32 protein-coding genes and 5 pseudogenes are annotated in these 23,080 nt (G+C 43.2%); 28 read left to right on the top strand and 9 right to left on the bottom strand.

The features are described from left to right. A pseudogene (locus tag HK413_RS11495) lies at window positions 1-1,198 on the top strand (glycosyl hydrolase); the annotation flags it as partial. Window positions 1,199-1,249: 51 nt separating this feature from the next. Here the strand turns inward: HK413_RS11495 and HK413_RS15505 are convergent. The 4 genes from HK413_RS15505 to HK413_RS15495 all read right to left on the bottom strand — a co-directional run bounded on the left by HK413_RS15505 (window position 1,250) and on the right by HK413_RS15495 (window position 2,920). Next, the gene (locus tag HK413_RS15505) at window positions 1,250-2,056 is read right to left on the bottom strand and encodes a M1 family aminopeptidase (protein ID WP_317169526.1); all 807 of its coding nucleotides are present in this window, start codon (window positions 2,054-2,056) and stop codon (window positions 1,250-1,252) included. A gap of 71 nt (window positions 2,057-2,127) precedes the next feature. After that, window positions 2,128-2,286, bottom strand: coding sequence for a hypothetical protein (locus tag HK413_RS18205; protein WP_246230404.1), 159 nt, complete (start codon window positions 2,284-2,286; stop codon window positions 2,128-2,130). Between the two features lies 1 nt (window position 2,287). After that, window positions 2,288-2,584 (bottom strand): hypothetical protein, encoded by a 297-nt coding sequence (locus HK413_RS15500; protein ID WP_217452275.1) that lies wholly within the window; start codon window positions 2,582-2,584, stop codon window positions 2,288-2,290. 27 nt (window positions 2,585-2,611) lie between these two features. Beyond that, a complete protein-coding gene (locus HK413_RS15495) occupies window positions 2,612-2,920 on the bottom strand; it encodes a hypothetical protein (protein WP_217452274.1) in 309 nt (102 codons plus the stop codon). Between the two features lie 434 nt (window positions 2,921-3,354). Between HK413_RS15495 and HK413_RS21390 the strand changes: the two genes are divergently transcribed. The 6 genes from HK413_RS21390 to HK413_RS21365 all read left to right on the top strand — a co-directional run bounded on the left by HK413_RS21390 (window position 3,355) and on the right by HK413_RS21365 (window position 5,945). Beyond that, window positions 3,355-3,894: a thioredoxin domain-containing protein gene (locus HK413_RS21390; protein ID WP_317169525.1), complete on the top strand. Its 540-nt coding sequence runs from the start codon at window positions 3,355-3,357 to the stop codon at window positions 3,892-3,894. Between the two features lie 38 nt (window positions 3,895-3,932). After that, window positions 3,933-4,241, top strand: coding sequence for a hypothetical protein (locus HK413_RS21385; RefSeq protein WP_317169524.1), 309 nt, complete (start codon window positions 3,933-3,935; stop codon window positions 4,239-4,241). Then, entirely contained in the window at window positions 4,202-5,011 is an 810-nt protein-coding gene (locus HK413_RS21380) for a hypothetical protein (protein ID WP_317169523.1), read from the top strand. The genes HK413_RS21385 and HK413_RS21380 overlap by 40 nt, the downstream gene beginning before the upstream one ends. A 19-nt stretch (window positions 5,012-5,030) precedes the next feature. Next, window positions 5,031-5,321 (top strand): hypothetical protein, encoded by a 291-nt coding sequence (locus tag HK413_RS21375; RefSeq protein ID WP_317169522.1) that lies wholly within the window; start codon window positions 5,031-5,033, stop codon window positions 5,319-5,321. A gap of 128 nt (window positions 5,322-5,449) precedes the next feature. Further along, entirely contained in the window at window positions 5,450-5,758 is a 309-nt protein-coding gene (locus HK413_RS21370) for an FKBP-type peptidyl-prolyl cis-trans isomerase (RefSeq protein ID WP_317169521.1), read from the top strand. After that, window positions 5,742-5,945 carry a peptidylprolyl isomerase gene (locus tag HK413_RS21365; protein WP_317169520.1) on the top strand — a complete coding sequence of 68 codons (204 nt, stop codon included), beginning with the start codon at window positions 5,742-5,744 and terminating at the stop codon, window positions 5,943-5,945. Before HK413_RS21370 ends, HK413_RS21365 begins: the two co-directional genes overlap by 17 nt. A 98-nt stretch (window positions 5,946-6,043) precedes the next feature. Here HK413_RS21365 and HK413_RS11475 read toward each other — a convergent pair whose 3' ends face one another. Then, a complete protein-coding gene (locus HK413_RS11475) occupies window positions 6,044-6,787 on the bottom strand; it encodes a toxin-antitoxin system YwqK family antitoxin (protein WP_217452273.1) in 744 nt (247 codons plus the stop codon). Window positions 6,788-6,870: 83 nt separating this feature from the next. Here HK413_RS11475 and HK413_RS22300 point away from each other — a divergent pair. The 16 genes and pseudogenes from HK413_RS22300 to HK413_RS11425 all read left to right on the top strand — a co-directional run bounded on the left by HK413_RS22300 (window position 6,871) and on the right by HK413_RS11425 (window position 16,315). Next, window positions 6,871-7,439 (top strand): annotated as a pseudogene (locus HK413_RS22300) (acyl-CoA thioesterase). 114 nt (window positions 7,440-7,553) lie between these two features. Continuing rightward, window positions 7,554-8,390, top strand: coding sequence for a fatty acid desaturase (locus HK413_RS11465; protein WP_246230399.1), 837 nt, complete (start codon window positions 7,554-7,556; stop codon window positions 8,388-8,390). A 101-nt stretch (window positions 8,391-8,491) separates the two neighbouring features. After that, window positions 8,492-8,659: a hypothetical protein gene (locus HK413_RS18190; protein ID WP_246230397.1), complete on the top strand. Its 168-nt coding sequence runs from the start codon at window positions 8,492-8,494 to the stop codon at window positions 8,657-8,659. Window positions 8,660-8,722: 63 nt separating this feature from the next. Next, on the top strand, window positions 8,723-8,902 hold the full coding sequence (locus tag HK413_RS11460) for a hypothetical protein (protein WP_217452272.1): 180 nt from the start codon (window positions 8,723-8,725) through the stop codon (window positions 8,900-8,902). A gap of 289 nt (window positions 8,903-9,191) precedes the next feature. Then, on the top strand, window positions 9,192-9,386 hold the full coding sequence (locus HK413_RS21360; protein ID WP_317169519.1) for a hypothetical protein: 195 nt from the start codon (window positions 9,192-9,194) through the stop codon (window positions 9,384-9,386). Then, a complete protein-coding gene (locus HK413_RS11455) occupies window positions 9,371-10,342 on the top strand; it encodes a Gfo/Idh/MocA family protein (protein ID WP_317169527.1) in 972 nt (323 codons plus the stop codon). The genes HK413_RS21360 and HK413_RS11455 overlap by 16 nt, the downstream gene beginning before the upstream one ends. 5 nt (window positions 10,343-10,347) lie before the next feature. After that, window positions 10,348-11,399, top strand: a pseudogene (locus HK413_RS11450) (sugar phosphate isomerase/epimerase family protein). 52 nt (window positions 11,400-11,451) lie between these two features. Then, on the top strand, window positions 11,452-11,715 hold the full coding sequence (locus HK413_RS18185) for a hypothetical protein (RefSeq protein ID WP_246230395.1): 264 nt from the start codon (window positions 11,452-11,454) through the stop codon (window positions 11,713-11,715). A 26-nt stretch (window positions 11,716-11,741) separates the two neighbouring features. Further along, window positions 11,742-11,879 carry a hypothetical protein gene (locus HK413_RS18180; protein WP_246230393.1) on the top strand — a complete coding sequence of 46 codons (138 nt, stop codon included), beginning with the start codon at window positions 11,742-11,744 and terminating at the stop codon, window positions 11,877-11,879. Beyond that, complete coding sequence (locus tag HK413_RS18175; RefSeq protein WP_246230391.1) at window positions 11,870-12,154, top strand: hypothetical protein; 285 nt, start codon at window positions 11,870-11,872, stop codon at window positions 12,152-12,154. The genes HK413_RS18180 and HK413_RS18175 overlap by 10 nt, the downstream gene beginning before the upstream one ends. Before the next feature lie 11 nt (window positions 12,155-12,165). Then, entirely contained in the window at window positions 12,166-12,663 is a 498-nt protein-coding gene (locus HK413_RS18170; RefSeq protein WP_246230389.1) for a hypothetical protein, read from the top strand. 136 nt (window positions 12,664-12,799) lie between these two features. After that, a pseudogene (locus HK413_RS11440) lies at window positions 12,800-14,025 on the top strand (nucleoside permease). Window positions 14,026-14,152: 127 nt separating this feature from the next. Beyond that, the gene (locus HK413_RS18165; protein WP_246230387.1) at window positions 14,153-14,383 is read left to right on the top strand and encodes a hypothetical protein; all 231 of its coding nucleotides are present in this window, start codon (window positions 14,153-14,155) and stop codon (window positions 14,381-14,383) included. 20 nt (window positions 14,384-14,403) lie between these two features. Beyond that, window positions 14,404-15,027 (top strand): sugar phosphate isomerase/epimerase family protein, encoded by a 624-nt coding sequence (locus tag HK413_RS11435; RefSeq protein WP_246230385.1) that lies wholly within the window; start codon window positions 14,404-14,406, stop codon window positions 15,025-15,027. Window positions 15,028-15,163: 136 nt separating this feature from the next. Next, the gene (locus tag HK413_RS11430; protein WP_175270243.1) at window positions 15,164-15,916 is read left to right on the top strand and encodes an ABC transporter ATP-binding protein; all 753 of its coding nucleotides are present in this window, start codon (window positions 15,164-15,166) and stop codon (window positions 15,914-15,916) included. A 144-nt stretch (window positions 15,917-16,060) separates the two neighbouring features. After that, window positions 16,061-16,315 (top strand): hypothetical protein, encoded by a 255-nt coding sequence (locus tag HK413_RS11425; protein ID WP_175270242.1) that lies wholly within the window; start codon window positions 16,061-16,063, stop codon window positions 16,313-16,315. A 55-nt stretch (window positions 16,316-16,370) separates the two neighbouring features. On the opposite strand, the gene HK413_RS11420 is transcribed toward HK413_RS11425, so the two are convergent. Next, a complete protein-coding gene (locus HK413_RS11420; RefSeq protein WP_246230383.1) occupies window positions 16,371-17,417 on the bottom strand; it encodes a PQQ-dependent sugar dehydrogenase in 1,047 nt (348 codons plus the stop codon). 443 nt (window positions 17,418-17,860) lie between these two features. On the opposite strand from HK413_RS11420, the gene HK413_RS11415 reads away from it, so the two are divergent. Continuing rightward, complete coding sequence (locus HK413_RS11415) at window positions 17,861-18,688, top strand: hypothetical protein (protein WP_175270241.1); 828 nt, start codon at window positions 17,861-17,863, stop codon at window positions 18,686-18,688. A 110-nt stretch (window positions 18,689-18,798) separates the two neighbouring features. Here HK413_RS11415 and HK413_RS21355 read toward each other — a convergent pair whose 3' ends face one another. The 3 genes from HK413_RS21355 to HK413_RS11405 all read right to left on the bottom strand — a co-directional run bounded on the left by HK413_RS21355 (window position 18,799) and on the right by HK413_RS11405 (window position 19,995). Beyond that, window positions 18,799-18,984, bottom strand: coding sequence for an aldo/keto reductase (locus HK413_RS21355; protein ID WP_317169518.1), 186 nt, complete (start codon window positions 18,982-18,984; stop codon window positions 18,799-18,801). 106 nt (window positions 18,985-19,090) lie between these two features. Continuing rightward, on the bottom strand, window positions 19,091-19,747 hold the full coding sequence (locus HK413_RS11410; protein ID WP_317169517.1) for an aldo/keto reductase: 657 nt from the start codon (window positions 19,745-19,747) through the stop codon (window positions 19,091-19,093). Window positions 19,748-19,755: 8 nt separating this feature from the next. Next, complete coding sequence (locus tag HK413_RS11405; RefSeq protein ID WP_175270240.1) at window positions 19,756-19,995, bottom strand: hypothetical protein; 240 nt, start codon at window positions 19,993-19,995, stop codon at window positions 19,756-19,758. Window positions 19,996-20,043: 48 nt separating this feature from the next. Between HK413_RS11405 and HK413_RS21350 the strand changes: the two genes are divergently transcribed. From HK413_RS21350 to HK413_RS11390, 4 genes and pseudogenes are all read left to right on the top strand, one after another. Further along, window positions 20,044-20,163: a putative quorum-sensing-regulated virulence factor gene (locus HK413_RS21350; RefSeq protein WP_317169516.1), complete on the top strand. Its 120-nt coding sequence runs from the start codon at window positions 20,044-20,046 to the stop codon at window positions 20,161-20,163. Continuing rightward, window positions 20,160-20,285, top strand: a complete 126-nt coding sequence (locus tag HK413_RS21345; protein ID WP_317169515.1) for a putative quorum-sensing-regulated virulence factor — start codon at window positions 20,160-20,162, stop codon at window positions 20,283-20,285. The genes HK413_RS21350 and HK413_RS21345 overlap by 4 nt, the downstream gene beginning before the upstream one ends. 142 nt (window positions 20,286-20,427) lie before the next feature. Then, window positions 20,428-20,750 (top strand): annotated as a pseudogene (locus tag HK413_RS22295) (peptide-methionine (S)-S-oxide reductase). Window positions 20,751-21,545: 795 nt separating this feature from the next. Further along, window positions 21,546-21,683: a hypothetical protein gene (locus HK413_RS11390; RefSeq protein WP_175270239.1), complete on the top strand. Its 138-nt coding sequence runs from the start codon at window positions 21,546-21,548 to the stop codon at window positions 21,681-21,683. Window positions 21,684-23,080 lie beyond the last annotated feature (1,397 nt).

Here is a 23,080-nt window from a genome sequence, read left to right as displayed (position 1 = left end):
TAATGAAATTACCCAGCCGGATGATATTTTGGCCGCTGTGCGCGATGTAATACTGCCTAAACTGGATAATACCCGTTGGTTTGTCGATTTCTCCAATTCGCTGGATATGGGGAAAACCGATAAAGGTGTAAATGGAGATGGGCCTTATAATATCCAGCCAATCTCGGTTTTCTGGGCAAAGAAAACTTACCCGTTTAACTCGGAGGTTGGGTCGGTAGGCATTAATGATTACGAAGGGCTTAAAAGATTTATACCGGAAAAGAACATGGTTATGCCGGAATATAATCCGGCAACCAAACGCGAGCGCATAGATTCGGTGTGGCGATATCATACCTACATTGGCTACGAAAATTATATCGACAAATACGGCAAACCAAAGGATGTTAAAGATTTTGCCGAAAAGGCACAGCTGGTTAATTACGACCAGTACCGTGCCCTGATGGAAGGTTTTAGCTCGCACATGTGGGATTGGTACACGGGCACCATCATCTGGAAAACGCAGAACCCGTGGTCGGCCATGCGGGGCCAGATGTATGATTATTACCTTGATCCTAACGCCTGTCTGTACGGCCTGCACAGTGGCAGTGCGCCGGTTCACATTATGTTTAACCCTACTGATAGCACTGTAAGCGCGGTCAATAATACGTTCGTCGAGCTAAAACATATTACGGCAACTATAAAATTATACGATATGTTGGGCGTGGCAACACCTGTAACTACGCTGATAAAAGACATCCCGCAATCGGGCATTATCAGTCTGCTGGACATTAAGAAAGAGGTAGCCGCCGCGGCAACAGCAAAAGGCGCTTTCCTGGCTTTAAAATTAACAGATGCCAACAAAAAAATTATCAGCGATAATATTTATTGGCTGGCAGACAAAGCAGGAGAGTACTCGGGGTTAAACGAAATTGCCGCGTCAAAGCTAACCGTAACTGCTAAGCAAATAGCCAAAGGCAAAATAGCCGTAACGCTAACCAACAGTAAACAAGCGCCGGTAGCATTTTTTAACCGGATATCGTTACTAAATCCGCAAACCAAAGAGCGCGTGCTGCCGGTGTTTTATTCGGATAATTATGTGTCGGTTTTACCGGGCGAACAAAAGACGGTGGTAATAGATCATAACCTGCTTGTTTCAAATCCTAAGGTAAGTATTAGGGGATGGAATTTGACGGAGCGCTTGGTAGAGGTTAAGAAATAAATATAAAGGCCCGGTTTGTTATGAAACCGGGCCTTTATATTTGTTTTCAGCCTACTCAGCTTTAAAAACATTGTTCTTCAAATCAATATCCGGTAATAAATGGTCAGGATCAATAACAATTGATTTAATAACCGATGTTGACGGGTACTTAAACTTCCAAACACCTGTACGCTGCCATACATTTACTGGCAGGTGGATGGTCTCGGTTTTACCGTTGGTCTGGGTAATTTTCAGGTCTACTGGCATTGCCATCTTTTCTTTGTTTACTATGGTGATGATGGCGCCATCTGCTGGATTGCTGCTGTATTTAACGCCTTCAACAGCCTGGTCAAGCTTCCGTGTGGTAAAGAACCATTGTTTAAAGAACCAGTTCAGGTCCTCGCCAGCTGCATCATTCATCGCGCGGAAGAAGTCGTAAGGCAGTGGGTGCTTCATTGCCCAATACTTAATGTATTGGCGGAAAGCGAAGTCGAAACGCTCAGGTCCTAAAACCACATCGCGCAGCATATCCAGGCCTAAAGCGGTTTTGTTGTAGTATTGGCCATAATCGCTCAGGCCGATAGCCTCAGGCGGGGTCATCAACGGGTCGCCGCTGCGGATATAGCTCCTTAAAATGTTTTGGGCCTGATTGTTAGGCCCTTTAGGGGCATACTCGCCATTGTTGAACATTTTGGTGGAGTACTCATTAATGAAGGTGTTAAAACCCTCATCCTGCCACATGTATTTACGCTCGTTACTGCCTACGATCATCGGGAACCAGTTGTGGCCTATCTCGTGCGTAACATCGCCCCATAATGCCCCATTTTTAAGATTGCTTAAGCAAAAGATGATGCCCGGGTATTCCATACCCAAAGCCACGCCGGATACATTAACCGCCGAGTTCCATGGATATTCAATATAAGCTTTTGAGTAGATCTCGATACTGCTTTTTAAGTATTCAGTCGAGCGGCCCCGGCGTTACTGCCCGCGCTCTCAATAGGATAAACCGATTGCGAGATACATTTACGACCTGATGGCAGGTTGGTTTTAGCAGCATCCCAAATAAACGCTGTTGAAGCAGCCCATGACACGTCGCGGGTGTTCTCCATTTTAAAGTGCCAGTAAGGTTACCCTTAGCGGGGCGTGTTGCGGCCAGCCAACTTCGCTTTCTGATATGATGGTTACTGTTTTATCGCTGTTGCGGGCTTCTGCCAAACGTTTTTGCTGGGTTGGTGTAAGTACATCGGCAGGGTTCAGTAAATCGCCGGAGCCTACTACCACCATGTTAGCGGGGGCAGTGATATAATAGTCATAATCGCCATACTCGCAGTAAAACTCGCCAAGGCCCATGTAAGGTAAAGTGTTCCAGCCTTCAACATCGTCATAAACACACATGCGTGGGTCCATTGTGCAATTTCATAAACAACACCCTGTTTAAATTCCTTGCGGCCCATGCGGTCGGCACCATAGTAAGGAATAGAGAAGCTGTAGTTTACTTTCACCGATCTTATCGCCGCTTGCGCCCAGTGGTTTGTTTAAACGTACCTGCATACGGGCATCGGTAATAATTGGGGTAACGGTATAAGTTTGGCCCTTATAGGTAACCGTTACAGACGTAATATGCATACCGCCACGACTAAAGCCTTTAACGTCAAAACGATCGCCGGTATAAGGGGTAACCGCGGCGCCGCGTGAATCAGGGCTGAATAGGTTTTGATCCAGTTGCAGCCACAGGTAATCCATTTGGTCGGGGCTGTTATTGGTATAGCTTATGGCAACATCACCGGTAATGGTGGTATCCTGTGCCAGTTCATTTAAAGAAGCGTGGATAAGGTAGTCGGCACGATTTTGCCAGTAGTTGGGGCCGGGTTTGCCGGCTGCCGAGCGGGTGCCGTTGCTGGTTGTGGGCCGGTTATTGGACCAAACAGGTCCGAATGGTTATACTTAACCGTATCGGAAGAGGCTTGTGCAGAGGCGTTAAATGCCACAGCAAGCAAACCGCATGCTATAAGCATGTAGTGTTTAAAATTCATTTTTGTTGATCAGTTAGTTAAGAAAGCAAATAAAGCGAAATGTTTTGTTATTGCCTAATGTGGTAATCACCACACATTTGTAAAAACAATTCGCAAACAGTAATCATTATCCTAAAGTGCATTTAATATCGCATTTTTGCCATCATGAACCGCTTAGCCAACTCCACCTCGCCATACTTACTCCAACACGCCAATAACCCGGTTAACTGGTACCCCCAGGGCACCGAAGCGCTGCAAAAGGCTAAGGATGAGAATAAGCTTATTATAGTTAGCATAGGTTACTCGGCTTGCCATTGGTGCCATGTTATGGAGCACGAAAGCTTCGAGGATAAGGATGTGGCCGCAGTAATGAACGAATATTTTGTTTGTATAAAGGTTGATAGGGAGGAACGCCCGGATGTTGACCAGATCTATATGAGCGCCGTTCAACTGATAAGCGGCAGGGGAGGCTGGCCACTAAACTGTGTTTGCCTGCCAGATCAGCGGCCTATTTATGCCGGCACCTATTTCCGTAAAAACGACTGGACAAGCCTGCTGTTTAACCCGGCCGATTATTATAAACAAAAGCCCGAAGATGCCAATGAATATGCTACGCGATTAACCGAGGGCATCCAAAAGTATGAGTCGATAGGCTTTGTTGAAACACAACCTGATTATACCAAAGCCGACCCGAGATCATCGTAACTAACTGGAAAAAATACTTTGATAAAACCGAAGGCGGGATGGGCACAGCCCCAAAATTCCCCATGCCTAATAACTGGCAGTTTCTACTCCGTTACGCGTATTTGATGCGGGATGAGGAGGTAGCCGGACTTGCTAAACTTACCCTGCAAAAAATGGCCTTTGGTGGTATATACGACCATTTGGGTGGCGGCTTTGCACGGTATAGCGTTGATGGCTTGTGGCATGTGCCGCATTTCGAAAAGATGTTGTATGATAACGGGCAGCTCATCAGCTTATATGCTGAAGCTTACACCGGCAGCCTGATGAATTGTATAAGCAAACCGTTGCCGATACCATTGATTTTGTAATACGCGAACTATTATCGCCCGAGGGCGGTTTTTACTCGGCGCTGGATGCTGACAGTGAAGGAATAGAGGGTAAGTTTTACATATTTGATAAGGAAGAAGTACAAGCTGTATTAGGTACCGAAGCTGAACTGTTTTGTATTTACTATCACCTTACGGATGAGGGTAATTGGGAAGAAGAACAAACCAATATCCTGTTTAAACGTGGCAACGATGCCGACCTGGCTGAAGCTATAGGTATCCCCGTTGATGAAATGCTGCAAAGCATAGCCTCATCGCGCAAAAAACTGTTTGAGGCGCGCAGTAAACGCATCCGCCCGGGATTGGATAATAAGATCCTGGCATCATGGAACGGCTTAATGTTGAAAGGACTTTGTGAAGCTTATCGTGCTTTTAATGAAGCCGAATATTTAAACATCGCCTTAAAAAACGCAAGCTTTATAACAAATAATTTAATAAAAGATGGGCGCGTAACACGGGTTTATAAACCAGCAGAAACGGCCAGCGATAGGGCTAACTCTCTCCTTTGGAGAGGGCAGGGTGAGGCATTTTTAGATGATTATGCCAACGTTGCGGATGCCTTTATTGCCCTGTATGAAGTTACTTTTGATGAGCAATGGCTGGAGTATGCTGTCGAGCTTACCGATAACGCTATTGCCCATTATTATGATAAGGCCAGCGGCATGTTCTTTTCACTGCCGATGATGATGAGCAACTTATCGCCCGTAAATCTGAAATTATGGATGGGGTTATCCCGGCATCAAATTCGGTAATGGCGCGTAATCTTAAAAATTGGGTTTGTTATTTGACAATGAACAGTATCAGGAGATATCGGCACAACAATTACGCAACATTATGCCGCATTTGGCTAAATATGGCTCGGCTTATTCAAACTGGAGCATGTTATTACTGGATGAGGTATTTGGCACCAATGAGGTGGCGATAGTAGGAGCTGATGCGGAAGCTTTTAGATTAGAGATGGAAAAAATTACGTTCCTAATAAAATTATGTTGGGTGGTAAAAAAGGAAGTTTACCTTTGTTGCGCGATAAGTTTAGCAACCATACCCGGTGTTTGTTTGTAAAGACAAAACCTGCGGATTACCTGCCAATAATATCCCCGATGCTTTAAAACAAATTAAAGCCTGAAACATTAATTAAATAAGCAACAACGCACTCATGGGTGCCAATATTTACCACTAAAGAATAAATAATGAAGATTGAACCACAGCATGTAGTGTCATTAACATACGATTTGTACGTTGACCAGGATGGAACCGAAGCTTTAGTAGAAAGCGCCACGCAAGAGCAGCCGCTAACCTTTTTTTTTGGAGCCGGCCAAATGCTTCCAAAGTTTGAAGAGTATTTAAGCCCGCTGTCAACCAATGATACTTACGATTTCCGCCTTACAGCCGAAGAGGCGTATGGCGAGCATGATGAAGAAGCGGTAGCTAACCTACCTATCGAAATGTTCCGGTGCAGACCTGCCGCAAATTGGCGCTGTTTTGCCTTTACAAGATAACCAGGGTAACCATTTCCGGGGGCAGGTAGTATCGGTAGCAGAAGATGCTATTATCGTTGACCTGAATCATCCTATGGCCGGCCAGCCTTTGCATTTTAAAGGAACTATCCTGAATGTTAGGCCTGCAACGCCTGAAGAATTGTCGCATGGCCATGCGCACGGTCCGGATGGTCATCACGGTCACTAATTTTTAGCCGCAGTGGCAGTTGCGGGTTGCAGTAATAATTCTGCGATTAAACGACTGCCACTGCTTAGGTTTTAAACGCCCCATAACTCTGCTACTAATTAAGAACTAGCCCTTTTAGTTTGCATCTGTTTTTTCGGAATTAAATACAAGATATCTATGTCCCCGGTTAGGTCAAGCGCACACAAAAGATGTATTTGTGACGCAACCGGATTTTTATTGAACGTTGCCGGGATAAATGTTTTATCATCATCACTAAACAAATCAGTATTTATATTATAAACCATTTGGTCTACCCCCGTGCCTTTGCGGCTGATATGTACCGTTATGTCTGCAAGCCTGCCCAAAGGGCTGATCAGCAGATCATAAGTAATCAAATATCTGTTCAGGTCTTCGTCATTCATTCCCGGAGGGAGGGTAAAGGCTTTTAAATAAGGGATATATCCAAAGTAGCGGCCACCTGGTCTAACGGGTTGTGTAGCCACATCATTATCTTTAATATAGTAATCAATATTGTAGCTTAACGGCGATGGCGAACTTTCCGGCGCTTCGTATAATAGTTTATTGTTATCGTAATTGTAATTCTGCATCAACGTTCCGTCACGGTCAAAATAGTGCCAGATGCCAACTTTTTTATCGTTAACATATTTACCACTGGCCAACACTGTTTTTTTATTATAAAACGCATGGTAAATACCGTTTTTAACCTGCTTGTTGGTTTCAATAGTGGTTTCAAAGCGTTCGGTAACGTTGTTAATGAGTTTGTTTTTGCGTTCGATGATTTTCTGTGCAAAGCAATCTCCCAAGCAAAAAATAAAGGCACTAAACAACAGCAGTTTTTTCACAATAGATATTTTTTGCAATTTAATATTTATAAATTATCGAGATAGCAAAAGTTTTATATTGCAGGTGTATAATACTTAACATCATGACTGCAACGCCCGATACCTCTGCCTTTAAAACCGTTCGTTTTTCTGAAACAACTATTACCGAATTAATGATCCCATCATACTCCAATTTTGGGGGAAAGATCCATGGTGGCATTTTACTGTCGCTTATGGATAAGGTAGCTTACGTTTGTGCCGCCAAACACGCAGGTAATTATTGTGTAACCGCATCAATTGATACGGTAGATTTTTGCAGCCGGTAGAGGTGGGCGACCTGGTATCGCTAATGGCATCGGTAAATTACGTAGGTAATACCTCGCTGGTTGTAGGGATAAGGGTGATATCAGAAAATATTAAAACTAATGTCATCAACCATACCAACACCAGTTACTTTACCATGGTAGCAAAAGATGAGCAAAACAGGCCTGCTAAAATACCAGGCTTGATAGTGGAAAACCGCGAACAGGTAAGGCGGTTTATCGAGGCGAAACGCCGGAAAGAGATCAAACAAAATTATAAGCAGGAGGTGGATAGTATTACTGTGCCGGATGAGTTTGAAGCATGTGAAAATTTATTGATTGGCGAACGGGTAATTTTAATCAACAATTAACGTTTTGTATTACTACGGTGTAACTAAATTAAATAAAAAATCGTAACAAGATTTTTATTCATATATTACACTCAAATTACAAACCTGATTAAATTGATTAATCCCAACTATTAAATGGCATTTTTAAACAATGTGCTGCAACCACCTTCATATGGCTGGACGGATGCGAACGGTGAACTAGCAAAGCCAACCCCAAAACAAATTATCAACGAATTTTTTTCAAGACTAAACGTATTTAAAGACAAAAAGAACTGGCTCTCTTTTATGAGCTGGATGATGGTTGTGGTGCTTGCGCCGTTCCTGTTTATTTTCCTGTTTAAATATTTTTCCCTTAAATTACTGATAGCAGCCTTTGTTTACAGCATGATCATCATGGGTACGCATGGTACTATCTGGCACCACCGCTATTGTACGCATGGCGCTTACCAGTTTAAAAATAACTTTTGGCGTTTCTTTACCCAAAACCTTACGCTTAAAATAATTCCCGAAGAGATCTATGCTATCTCGCATCATGTGCATCATGCTTTATCAGACCAACCCGGCGACCCTTATAATGCGCAGGGTGGTTTCCTCTACTGTTTCCTGGCCGATGTTACCCATCAGCCTATAAACCGTAACATGGCCGAGAAAGATTATAGTTGCTGTGTTAAATTAATGAAACATACCGGTGTACAGGTTAATACCTATGCACAATATCAAAAATATGGTACGCTGGCTAATCCGCTTAAAACCATTGCAAGTGTAATTTTAAGCTGGGGACTTTGGTTTGCCGCATTTTATTTAATTGGTGGTATGGGCCTGGCCTGTGCTATGTTTGGCGCCGCCGGCTTTTGGGCAGTTGGTGTACGTACATTTAACTATGAAGGGCACGGAAAAGGTGAGGATAAGCGCCGTGACGGTGTAGACTTTAACCGCGACGATATGTCAATAAACCGGTATGGCCGGGTATAGTAGCCGGCGAATGGCATAATAACCACCACGCTTACCCTAACAGCGCGCGATCGGGCTTTAAGCCATGGCAGGTAGATAGTGCCTGGTACTATATTAAGTTTATGAGTATGATAGGGGCAGTAAGCTCGTACCGCGATTCGAAAGCACAATTTTACAGCGACCATTACGGCATCCACAAAGCCAATAAAATAAACAACCATGCTGTAGTAATTGAAGGTGTTGAAGCCTTTGAGATGCAGGATAAAATATTAGTAGCAGAAGCGGTTTAAAATATCTGAAGAGTGACAAACAATTTGTCTAACTTTCTGTTGGAGAGTAAAATAGACACACTCATGAAAAAAACAACAGCAACATTGTTAATGGCACTTGCCATTACCGCTACAACCTTTGCACAACAAACAGTTGTAGTTAAAAAAGAGGACAAGGTAAAAAGACCAGTACCATCCCTCAAAAAGTACATAACATGTTTAGTAAACACAAAAAATACAGTGGCACTAAAACAAAGCACATAGTTAAAACAGCTAAAGTATCAACGAAATAACTGTCGCTGATTAAAAGAGGCCCGATATTTTCCATATCGGGCCTCTTTGCTTTAACAATATTCGCTGGTAAGTAAACTTGGTAATAAATTTATGGCATTAGGTTTTTTATTAATAAAGTTATTATGTTTGGTAAACCTATGTTAAATGGGTTTGAAAGCGGTTTTATCTGTATAACCATTATAACCAAACATTAAACTATAACCAAATGGGCCAGGCTTCTACGCTGTAATAGCCATATAAAATGCTTACAGAATAAACTATGAAATTAAGATTAGGAATGATAGGTGGCGGACAAGGCGCTTTTATTGGCGCTGTACACCGTATTGCCGCCTATATGGATGGTGATTATGAATTGGTATGCGGTGCTTTTAGCAGCAATGCCAAAAAATCTAAAGAAAGTGGTGTAGCGTTGGGTTTGTCGGCTGATAGGTCTTATGCATCATACCAGAACTGATTGAAAAAGAAAAACAATTACCTGCAGACAAACGCGTACAGGTAATAAGTATAGTAACCCCAAACCACGTACATTTTGGCCCAACAAAAATGGCCTTAGAAAATGGTTTCCACGTAGTGCTGGATAAACCCATGACCTTTTCGCTGGCCGAAGCTAAGGTGTTGGAGCAGGTGGTAAGATCAAGCGGTAAGCTGTTTTGTTTAACACATACTTATACAGGCTACCCAATGGTTAAAGAAGCCAAACAACTGGTTAAAGCGGGTAAAATTGGTAAAGTGCGTAAAATATATGTAGAGTATCCGCAAGGCTGGTTAAGCACCTTCCTTGAAGGAGAAGACAATAAACAAGCCTCATGGCGTACCGATCCGGGTAAAAGTGGTATTGCGGGAGCTATGGGCGATATTGGTACCCACGCCTTTAACCTGATGGAATATGTTACCGGTTTGCAGGTTACTCAATTATGTGCAGATATTAATATTGTTGTTGAAGGCCGTAAGCTGGATGACGACGGCGCGGTATTGATAAAACTAAACAATGGCGCAAGTGCGGTACTAACCGCCACCCAAATAGCAAGCGGCGAAGAAAATAATGTAAAGATCCGGGTATACGGCGAACTGGGCAGCCTTGAATGGCAGCAATGGGATGCCAACACGCTTATTGTTAAAATGATAGGCGAACCATGGCAGATCTACCGTACAGGTTCGCGTTATTTAACTTCGTACGCTACACATAACACCCGTACCCCGGGCGGCCACCCCGAAGGTTACCTCGAAGCATTTGCTAACCTGTACCATAACTTCGCGATGTGTGTAAAGGCTGATGTTGAAGGCACACAAGCATCGCCTGAAGCGCATGATTACCCCGGTATAGAAGAGGGGGTAAGAGGTATGGCATTTATTGAAAATGTAATAGCCTCTGGTAAATCAGATATTAAGTGGACTAAATTCAACGTATAAACTATATGAAAACAATAAAAGGCCCCGGTATTTTTTTAGCACAATTTTTAGGCGATACCGCACCGTTTAACACTTTAAACGACATTTGTAAATGGTCGGCAGGTTTAGGTTTTAAAGGTGTGCAAATACCAAGCTGGGCAACCAGTTATTTCGACCTGCAAAAAGCTGCCGAAAGTAAAACCTATGCCGATGAAATAAAAGGCACTGTAAACAGCCATGGCTTAGAAATTACCGAACTATCTACCCACTTGCAAGGTCAGTTAGTAGCGGTTAACCCCGCTTACGATTCGTTGTTTGATGCTTTTGCACCAGCCGAGGTTCATGGCAACCCAAAGGCACGCCAGAGTGGGCCGTACAGCAATTAAAATATGCGGCTAAAGCATCGCAAAACTTAGGGTTAACAGAGCACGCTACTTTTAGCGGCGCTTTGCTATGGCCCATGGTTTATCCATGGCCCCAACGCCCTGCAGGGGTAGTAGAAACCGGCTTTAAAGAATTGGCTAAACGGTGGCTGCCGATACTGGATATATTTGACGAAAACGGTGTAGACCTTTGCTACGAGGTACACCCCGGCGAGGACCTGCACGACGGTATTAGCTATGAGATGTTTTTGAAGGAAGTGAATAACCATAAACGCGCTAACCTGCTTTATGATCCGTCGCACTTTGTATTACAGTGTTTGGATTATTTGGAGTATATTGATATTTATCATGAGCGGATTAAAATGTTCCACGTTAAAGATGCCGAGTTTAACCCTACGGGTAGACAGGGTGTTTATGGCGGCTACCAAAACTGGGTTGAGCGCGCGGGCCGTTTCCGCAGCTTAGGCGATGGGCAGGTTGATTTTAAAGGGATATTCAGCAAAATGGCACAATATAACTTCAGCGGATGGGCCGTGATGGAGTGGGAATGTGCCCTGAAGCACCCTGAGGATGGCGCAAAAGAAGGTGCTATATTTATTAAAGACCATATCATCCGCGTAACAGAGAAGGCGTTTGATGATTTCGCAGCAGCAGGATCTGACGAAGCATTTAACCGTAGCCTGTTAGGTATTTAAAGAGAAGAAGAACAAAACCAATTAACTAAAAATAAACTTAAACAAAAACGCAATGCAAATTAATCGTACACAACTATTCAGGGCAAGTTGCTTGTCGCTGTTGGTTACATCACTGTCGTTTGGTATCCGTGCGGGTATCCTTGGCGATCTGGGTGTTCAATTCAATTTAGATAAAACGCAGCTTGCAGCTATTACTGCAACGGCTTTTTACGGCTTCCCTATAGCTGTAGTGGTAGGCGGTTTTATTGTTGATATCATCGGCATGAAACGCCTGTTGGTGTTGGCATTCATTTTCCACCGGCCGGTATCCTGTTAACAGTTTTCGCCAGCGGTTTCTGGACATTGTATATCTCAACCCTGTTAGTTGGTTTAGCCAACGGTACCGTTGAGGCTGCATGTAACCCATTAGTTGCCAGTTTGTATACAGAAGAAAAAACAACCAAACTTAACCACTTCCACTTATGGTTCCCGTGGGGATAGTTATAGGTACTTTAATTGTAACCCTGTTTAATAAATTGGGCCTGGGTTGGCAGGTACAAGTAGGTGTAATGCTTATCCCGACTGTAATTTACGGTTACCTGTTCTCTAAACTTGATTTTCCGGTTACAGAGCGTGTGGCATCAGGTGTATCAACTGCCGGTATGTATAAGGCATTGTTAAACCCGTTATTCATCTTCATGTTCATTTGCATGTTCGGTACAGCTATAACCGAGCTTTTTACAGGCCAATGGATTGACGTATTGCTAAAAACGTAACAGAAAACGCTTTGTTGCTATTAACCTTAGAAACCGGAATAATGGTGCTGGGCCGTGCATTTGCCAAGCCAGTGCTTAAATTAGTTACCCCACAAACAGTATTGTTGATATCAGCAATTTTGGCCTCGCTAGGCTTATATATGTTAAGCCACTTAACAGGCGCTGCTGTATTTGGTGGCGCTATTGTATTTGGTATGGGTGTATGTTTCTTCTGGCCAACCATGTTAGGCTTTGTTAACACCAATATGCCTGCTACAGGCGCGTTAGGTTTAAATCTGATGGGCGGCGCAGGTATGTTCGCGGTATCAATATATACTATATTTATGGGTGGATTTTATGATAGAATTGTTGCCGAAGCTGGTGGCAATACCACCTCTGCAGGTATACGGGTATTAGACGCTACCTTGGTTATCCCTTTGGCGTTAATAGTAGCTTTTGCAGGTTTGGTGCTTTATATGAAGGGCAAAAGCAAAAAGATGCTGCCGCAGTACAAGTATAAATCATATTAAAACATTATATTAAATAGCGATGGGTTTAAACCCATCGCTATTTTTTTTATAGTTAAATTGTTTGTTACAACCATAAATCATCCGCATATATTATTACTTTTAGCTTTCGCTTTAAAACCAACTATAAATTATATAAATGAATACAACTATTAAAATCAAGCTATCGGTAATGATGTTCCTGCAGTTTTTTATCTGGGGGGATGGTATGTTACCATGGGGCCGTTTGCCGGCACTAATCTGCATGCTACCGGCGCACAAACCGGCGCACTTTATTCAACACAATCATGGGGAGCTATTATAGCGCCATTTATTGTTGGTTTAATTGCCGACAGGTATTTTAACGCTGAAAGAATATTAGGCGTATTACATATCATCGGCGCCATATTAATGTACCAATGTTACGCGGCTGTTGATATTTCTGCATTCTATCCCTATGTATTAGGTTATATGATATTATATATGCCAACGCTGGCATTGGTAAACTCGGTTTCGTTTAGCCAGATGAAGGATCCCGAAAAAGAATTTTCCGTTATCCGTGTTTGGGGTACAATAGGTTGGATAGTAGCGGGTTTAGCTATCAGCTTCTTGTTCCATTGGGATGCTGCCGAAAATGTATCAAAAGGTTTCTTAAAGTATACCTTCCTGATGTCGAGCATCGCTTCGGTAGTATTAGGCTTATTTAGCTTTACCTTACCTGCAACGCCACCTAAGCCAGCGTCTGAAAAGAAAGGCTTAGCACAAATATTAGGTTTAGATGCGCTTGGATTATTAAAGGACAGAAACTTCCCGGTATTTTTTATCGCATCAATCTTGATCTGTATCCCATTGGCTTTCTATTACCAAAATGCTAACAGCTTTTTAACAGAAATTAAAGTAGATAACCCAACAGGTAAAATGACCATAGGCCGTGTGTCGGAAGTGGCATTTTTATTGGCTCTGCCAATCTTCTTCAAACGTTTTGGTTTTAAATGGACTATTTTAGTGGGTATGCTGGCGTGGGCATTACGTTATGTGATGTTTGCTTATGGCAATGCCGGCGAATTAAGCTTTCTGTTGATAATCGGTATCGCCTTACATGGTGTATGTTATGATTTCTTCTTTGTATCGGGCCAAATTTATACCGACTCTAAAGCCGGGCCGCAGATTAAAAGCGCAGCACAGGGGGTAATAACACTGGCTACGTATGGTGTAGGGATGTTGATCGGTTTTTATATCGCCGGTCTGATATCTGATGCTTACAATGCAGGCGGTATTCACGATTGGAAAATGATATGGCTGATACCGGCAGGTATTGCTGCCGCTGTAATGCTATTGTTTATGGTTGCCTTTAATGATAAGAGCAAGACTGAAGTTAAGGTCTAACTAAACAGATACTTATTTTTGAAATAGCGGTGGGCGTTAAACCCATCGCTATTTTTTTGTCTATAAGGTAAATCAATAACAAGATATTACTATTTTTAGCCAACTAAATACTAACTATAAATTTAAAATGACAACAAGAAGAACGTTCTTAACGCAGGCCGGCCTGCTATCGGCAGGGGTAATGATAGCGCCGCATTTGCTATATGCAAAGCCAATAAAAAATGTGGGCCTGCAATTGTATAGCTTGCGCGACCAATTGCCTAAAGATGTAAGCGGCGTTATTGCCAAAGTTGCAGCAGCCGGCTACAAAGAGGTTGAGCCTTATGGTTACAGCAAAAAGGCGGTTTCTGGGGATTAGACCCTAAAGCGTTCAGCGACTTGCTAAAACAAAATGGCTTAACTACGCCAAGTGCGCATTATGACATGAACCAATTTTTAGGTTCTGGTAAAACCGAAAATTTTGACGCGTATATTGAGGCGGCGCATGCTACCGGCCAAAGTCATATCATTATCCCATCAATAAATGGTGAGTATATTAAAACAGTTGACGAGTGTAAAGCCGTTGCCGATAAAATGAACCAGGCTGCCGAGATCTGCAAAAAGAATGGCTTAAAATTGGGATATCATAACCACAATTTCGAGTGGAGACGAATTGGGGACACTACTTTTTACGATACCATTCTTGACAATACGGACCCTAAACTGGTTGCTATGGAGATGGATATTTATTGGGTAGTACGTTCAGGTAACGATCCGTTAGAACTGTTTGCTAAACACCCCGGCCGTTTTGAGTTTGTACACGTTAAGGATATGGACAAAGCTAAATCTAACTTAAACACCGAGATAGGTTCAGGTTCTATTGACTTCGTTAAAATATTAGCCAAAGCAAAACAAGGCGGCGTTAAACATTTTATTGTTGAGCAGGAAAACTATACTAATATCGATCCTTACGTAAGTATAGCGCAAAGCGCTAAGTATGTAAGTACGCAGATTAGTATATAAGCTTACAACCCTAATTCCCGATTGTCATTTCGACCAACGGGAGAAATCTTATACGCCGCGCTATGTAGCTCGTATAAGATTTCTCACTCGTTCCTCGTTTCGAAATGACAATCCTTTTTAAAGACATTTTGTTGTTTTGAATGATCACCATAACCAACATCCAAAAACCTTTAACAAAGGCAAAGCAAATCAGGTAAACGCTGTCAACGGTATCGACCTGACCATTGCCGATGAAGAGTTTTTGGTAATTGTCGGGTCAAATGGATCAGGCAAAACAACTTTGCTTAACCTGATATCAGGAAGTATACTGCCAACCTCAGGCACCATCACCATTGATAATGACGATGTAACCAAACTGGCCGATTACCAACGTAGTAAATGGATAGCCCGTGTGTTTCAAAACCCAATAAACGGCACCGCGTCAGAATTAAGCATTCTGGACAATTTCCGCCTGGCAGCTATCCGCACTAAAGCGAAAGGATTAAGCATCGGCATTAACGATGCATTTAAAAGCGCTGTAAAGGAGAAAATTGCCACACTGGGCCTCGGCCTCGAAAATAAAATTGAGCAGCCCATGGGTACGCTCTCGGGCGGACAGCGCCAAGCGTTAACCCTATTAATGAGCGTAATGGACGATTGTAAGATCTTGCTGCTTGACGAACCCACCGCTGCACTCGATCCCAGATCCGCAGAAATAGTGATGCGCACTGCTGATAAACTGTCCGCAGATTTTAAACTGACCACAATTTTAGTCACCCATAATTTAAAAGATGCCTACAATTTTGGAACACGCATAATCCAAATGAGTGAGGGAGTGATTATTAAAGATATAGACACTGCACAAAAGCAAAAACTGAAGCAGAATGATCTGTTTGAGTGGTTTGGGTAAAGCCCGAACCGTCATGCCGAACTTGTTTCGGCATCCCACACGCTAAGTAAACACTCTGTTAATCACCTGTCCTGTGAGATCCTGAAACAAGTTCAGGATGACCTTATTTTAGTTTGGCAAACTTATTGTATTCAATCCATCACTATGATGAACAACAATAACAACTTCCAGAATATATTTGATGCGTACCAACTGGTGAGTGGTGCAAAGATCAAAGGTAAAAAAGATGATGAAATGTTTGAACTTGGCGAATATGACGCTAACAAACGCGGCTATACGGTATACCCAATAGACAATGGTGTACGCTATGACGACTTCGCAGTTGTAGTAGCCGAAATAGAACTAAAGAATAATTTTCTGATAGAGATAGTGAAAGTAAATACGGCACTCGCTGCGTAAATAGAAAAGGGCCGGTTTGATGTTTTCAAACGGCCCTTTGTTTTGCTGTAAGCAGTTACTTCTTATAGCTGATCTTATAGATATTTCCTTTATTATCATCGGTTACATAAATAGAACCATCCGGGCCTTGTGCCAAGCCGGTGGGGCGGTGTACCGCGGCACCCGATGCTTTTTGCTCGGCTGTGCCGGCAAATCCATCAGCAAACACTTCCCATTTACCATCGGGCCTGCCATTTTTAAACGGCTGGAAAACTACGCAGTAACCTGCCTGTGGCAGCGGTGCACGGTTCCATGAACCATGAAAGGCTATGAATGCTCCGTTTTTATATTTAGCTGGGAACTGGCTGCCCGTATAAAACAACAAAGCATCGGGTGCAAAGTGGCCGGGGTAGGCTGCAACCGGGTTAATATATTTCGGGTCGGCAGCCTTTTCTCCGTCGCCACCATATTCTGGTCCCATCATATTTTTATTTTTTTGCCAATCATAATAAACATACGGCCAGCCCGCGTCGTCACCTTGTTTTAAAGCAAACATACATTCGGCAGGCAGCTCGGCAGATTGCTGGGCGGTATAAAGTTTAGGATACAAGTCATGCAGCGCATCCCGGCCATGCTGCATTACAAAAAGCTGGTCGGCCTGGTTGTTCCATGATATACCTACAACGTTACGTAAACCACGCGCATAATGCACACCCTCCGCATAGCTTTGGTTTAGTTTGTCGGTTTTAAACTGCCATATACCGCCGGCCGAATCAAGCAAAGGACAACCCGTATGGTTTTTATCTTTCTCGGTACAAATATTACTTGGCGCGCCAATGTTAACGTAAATATTACCTTTCCCGTCCAACGCAATGGCTTTAGGCTGGTGCCAGTCTATATCAACAAGCCCCTTAACAATAAGCTCAGGCTTTGTTGAATCGATAACCTGGTTGTTTCCATCAAGCTTATAACGGTAAACACCTCCTTTATAGCTGGCAAATAAATAGCCCCCGCCGATAGCTATGCCGGTACCGCCATAATCGCCAAAGCTGGTTTTAACGGTTGCCTGATTGTTTTCTTCATGCAGTACAATTATACCTTTTGATTTGCGCGTACTGGCCATATGTACATATATATCATGCTGAGGGGTGACTACCAGATGGCGGGTGCTGCCCGGGTTCTCGGCAATTACTGTCGCTGTAAAGCCTTGCGGAAGCGTTAAGCCGGCATCTGCAGGTTTATTTTTTGCCGCATTTAATACTACAATTCCGGCTACAGCACGGTAGCAATAGCTGGAATATCTTTCTATTTTTCATGAGTTGTTTAGTTTATCTACCAAAAATAACATAATAATTTTTAAGGCTGATAACCAAATTTAATATTAAGAGGGCTTTCATAATCTGTTCAAATTTTATTTATGTAAAATTATATTCTTATTATGTGTAAATAAACAATATTAAATTTCTTTTTTGATAAAGTAATCAGTTTATCCGGTAAGGTTGTTTAATCGGTAGATTAAACCCTGCTCATTATTCATCGTCATAGCTATATACAAAAACAAAGAATATGAAAAAGGTAGCTTTAATATCAGCAATAGCATTAAGTGGTTTATTTTATAGCAACGCAAATGCACAATTATTACAAATAGGATTACATTTAGGCGGAGGGCGCCCCGTGGTAGAGGCAGCATTAGTAACACCATCAGTAGCGGTTAGTTACAGTAATGCCGACCAGTATTATTATATGCCGGAGGTTGATGCTTATTACAGCCCTTACGAAAGGGTATATTATTATAACGAAGGCGGAAGATGGGTATCAAACGCTTACTTACCCGGCGAGTACCGCAATTACGACTGGAGAACCGCCCGTCGTTACGAAGTGCGCGCACACCGCCCATATTTAAACGCAGATGTATATCGCGAAAAATACAGAGGTTATGCACGTGACTGGAACCGTAGGGATGATAGGTTTGATAACCGTAGAGATGAAAGATTTGACAATCGTAACGACCGCAGGGATGACAGGTTTGATAACCGTAACGACCGCAGGGATGATGGCCCGCGCTTTGTAAGACCTAATGAGTATCGTGGAGCCGAACACGCTGATAACCGTGGTTGGAATAACGGAAACAGGAGAGATGACAGGAATGATCATGGACAAGGTAACTATAACCAGCAACCACAACAAAACTGGCCATCACAACCTTCGAGAAATGATAATAATGGCCAGCAACAAGGCAGGGGACAAGGTGGTTATAACCAACCTTCTCAACAACAACCTCAAAACCAACCATCACGTCAAAATGGTGGTGGTCAGCAAAGAGGCAACGGTAACTCAGGCAATCGTTTTGCCTACAACGGTCAAAACGGCCGGGGGCAGAGGGTTCTAATATAATTTCCTCCATCATATATTATAAAGCAAAAAGCCACCGTAAGGTGGCTTTTTGCTTTATATCCTGCTTGTCATTCTGATTTTATCATAGAAATCAGGATGACAACTGGTTTTTAATAGCTGCTCGCCTCATCCAGCAACGCGATAGCCTTCTCACTCAAATTTAAATGTACCGCCTGCGTAGTATCATGCAATTGCTTAACCGATGTAGCGCTGGCGATAGGCGCTGTGATACCCGGCCTGGCAATTACCCGGGCTATGGCCACACTTGCAGGAGTGGTTTTGTATTGAGCGGCCACTTCATCAAGTGCAGCTAAAATTTTAAAGCCACGTGGGTTTAAATATTTTTAACGCCACCGCCTCGTGCGCTTTTTGAAAGGTCAGCTTCCGATCTGTATTTGCCGGTTAAAAATCCGCTGGCAAGCGAATAAAAGTTATCACGCCTATATGATTTTCAACACAAAGTGGCTCCAACTCTTTTTCGTAGCCCTCGCGGTCGAACAAATTGTATTCGGGTTGCAGGGTTTCATAGCGGGCAAGGCCATTGGCTTTGCTTACTTCCGGGGACTCTTTAAGGCGTGCCGCACTATAGTTTGATGCGCCTATGGCTCTTACCTTGCCTTGTTTTATCAGGTCGGTATAGGTGGCTAAGGTTTCTTCAAATGGTGTGCCCTTATCATCATCGTGGGATTGATAGAGATCGATATAGTCAGTCTGTAAACGCATTAATGAATCCTCCACCGCTTTGGTAATATAAGCTCTGGAAAGTCCATGCTTACCTTCGCCCATGGGTTTGCCAACTTTGGTAGCGATGATCACCTTATCGCGCTTGCCTGATTTTTTCAACCAGTTGCCAATAATGGTTTCAGATTCGCCGCCTTTATTGCCCGGTACCCATTTGGAATAAACATCGGCTGTATCAATAAATTCAAGTCCTGAGTCTGTAAAAGCATCCAACAACTCAAAAGATTGTTTTTCATCAGCCGTCCAGCCAAACACATTTCCGCCAAAACAAAACGGGCTTACCATAATGTCCGATTGGCCTAATTCTCTTTTATTCATATATGTTATTAGGTGTGCAATTTCGCAATTTGTTCGGCCATTTCATCAACCCAACCAAAAAGATATGGTTCTGTACCGGCAATTTTATGCCAGTTACCGTTTTGGTCGGGCGCTATTACCAAATGCAGGGTGTCATCTATCGCATCAAACTGGTAGGCGTTTTTATATCCGCTGTGAGTTACGTGTTGTATTATCCCGTTAACCGGTCCATCTGTACCGGTTAGGGTAGCGTTAAATTGTTGTTCCATAATAATTGAACAGCAATTTTAGGGTTGTGTTTTTATATCTTTACCGACATGGAGCCAGTAAAGCCCGATACCCAGATACTGATTGATATCGTAAAAACCAGAATGCCTTTTGGCAAGTACAAGGGCACGCTGATATGCGACCTGCCTGCTTATTACCCAGGTGGATGAAGAGCAAAGGCTTCCCGCCGGGTAAAATGGGTATGATGTTATCTACTACATTCGAGATTAAAACCAACGGACTAAACAGCATCTTGCTTAAAGTTAAAAATGTTGTTAATGCCCAAAGGTAAATGACGGCAGTATGACCATCCGCAAAGCCCGGGGCTGCGTATATTTGATAAAACCGTAATAGATCATGAAAAATTCAATTCTGTATATTTTATTTAGCCGGCCATATTTGGCTGTGCTAATGGGCAAAACAGGCCCGGCGACATGGAGATTGTAAGCGTGCCTAAACCAAAAGCCGGCCGGGCAGTGGCTACATTTGGCGGCGGGTGTTTTTGGGCGATGAGCGAAGCGTTATCTGAACTAAAAGGGGTAGACCAGGTAGTATCAGGCTTTGCCGGGGCACTACTAAAAACCCAACTTACGAAGATGTTTGCACCCGCACTACCGGCCACGCCGAAGTTGTGCAGGTTTACTATGATCCAAAAGTTATCAGCTATGAAAAGCTTGCCGAGGCTTTCTTTTACGCGCATAACCCAACCGAGCTGAATTACCGGGGCCTGATGAGGGTACCGATTACCGCTCGATAGCGTTTTACCGCACACCCGAAGAGAAAGCAACCTTACAAAGCCTGATCAAAACCATCAACGTCAAAGCATTACAAGGGTGCTATTGTTACCCGCCGTTGAGCCATTTAAGGTGTTTTATGCTGCTGAAAAGTATCACCAGGATATTACCGGGCGCATCCGTCTGCAGGTTATATCCAGTCGGTTTCAGTACCAAAGGTTATGAAAATGCGTGCTATGGAAAAGGCATTTTTAAAGCCAGAGTTTCAGAAATAGAAGATATCGGTACAAACAAAAGCCATCTTGCAAAATAAAGTAAGGTGGCTTTTTTGTTTGGTAATCTTGCAAATATTTGCTTAATATTTTTATCTTCACGCTATAAACCAAAAGCCTGAACACAATAATGAAACATTTCAGGCGCTGTTAATTGTTTTAGTCCTTCGGATAGATGCGACGGCGCAGGCTACTTACACTATCAGCGGAATTGTAAAAACACCAAAGGCGAAAAGATCCAATCGACGCGTTGCTGGTATTTATTACCGGTACCCAAAAATGACAATGACCCTCATGCCGACGGTGGTTTTACCTTTAAAGGTATAATACCGGGTAACTACTTTGGTGCGCCGGTAGTGTAAACATGTTTGGGTTTTTATAGCGCCCGAAGCCAAATACGGTAACTGGTCTAAAGATAACGCTTCGGTAATCGCCGCACCCGCCGGTTATGGTTGCCGAAATGGCCGGCAAATTGCGAAATTGCACGCTTAAAATCATATCGAATGTTTTGCCCATTAGGCACTTCGTAAGTTATGGTAAGGCTAAATGTTATTGGCAGAAATGAATGATTTTCCTGATCTATTACTGTTTATCAAATCTTTTGCAGCCCTGTTGGATGGTTTTACAGACTCAGGACTTTTGGGCATTGATACAGCATGTTTATTCCAAATGGATGCTGTTTAGTCCAATAAAGGCGGCGAATGTAGTAGATAACATCATACCCATTTTACTGGTTGAAAAAATCAGGCAAGCGCGATAGGTGATCATCGCTACCAAAGTTGGCAAACCCATGGGCGAGGTAGCATGGACTTTCCGAGCTTATATTACCAAAGCGATTGGAGGATTCATTAATGCGTTTACAGACTGACTATATCGATCTATCAATCCCACGATGATGATAAGGGGCACACCATTTGAAGAAACCTTAGCCACCTATACCGACCTGATAAAGTAAAGGCAAGGTAAGAGCCATAGGCGCATCAAACTATAGTGCGGCACGCCTTAAGAGTCCTGGAAGTAAGCAAAATAATGGCCTTGCCCGCTATGAAACCCTGCAACCCGAATACAATTTGTTCGACCGGGCGGCTGATAACTAATCGCGGTTGTTGGATGCTGAAACTCAGAGACTAATTGTTAACCGTGTTTATTGGTGCCGGGCAATAAACGGCAATCTAACTCGTATTGACTTACGGCTGGTTGAAAAGATCGGGCGGCTTTGATAAAAAGAACGTCATCGCACAAGTTGGCAGAGCCCATGAGAGCAGCATGGACTTTCAGGCTAGCGGTGAATACATTAACAGGCTTTGACTATATCATTCTATCAGGCACCTGACGCCAGCCTGTCCGACCTGACAAACTGGTGCAGGCAAACCGCAGGCACATCAGCCTGGTGCGGCATAAGAATGAGTAAGCAAAAACCAATGACTTTATCGAACAATTCGTGCGAAGGCCCAGCGGAGCCACTGTGTTGAAGGCGTGATGCGTGATTTGTTCGGCAAGCCAGATCGGCTTACGGTACGATGACGTGTTGAAGCCCGCATGACTTTAAAACACAACGCCAATGACCTTCCTCCGCCACAATCTGACCGCCAACTAGTCAGGCCGGCTATCGCTGGGCATTATTTATCTGTGAACGGCAGTAAAAACCGGTTGTCGTCGGTTTCTGTGTTAAGATCAGAGATGACAAGCAATATAACAAGCGCCGCCTTACGTTGACTTTATATATGATGGAGAAACTGTGCCCTGGTCGCCCGCTACTGACACCATGATTAATTTGTCCCCTGCCTTTATTATCATTTCTCGAAGACCAATGCAACCTGCATTTTCTGTTGCGTGATTATATTGCGTCATGATCTCTGTTTCCTAATTAACCTCACAGACCAAGCCTTGCGTTAAATTCCGGTTTATCGAAATAAATTGCATTCGTCACATTGTCAAATCTTCATCTCTACGGTATCAACATTCCACTTCTGGCATTTTCGTGCTATACTGCGTTATGAGACGATAGCGCGCACTCGATTCTCCGGTCATCGATTGCGTACTCACTCCGGGTAAGCGATAAGCCCGTTTGACCATCTTCC

The sequence above is a fragment of the Mucilaginibacter humi genome, assembly GCF_013087555.1.
The sequence above is the reverse complement of the archived record's forward strand: the minus strand, read 5'-3'. Positions and strand labels throughout refer to the sequence as shown.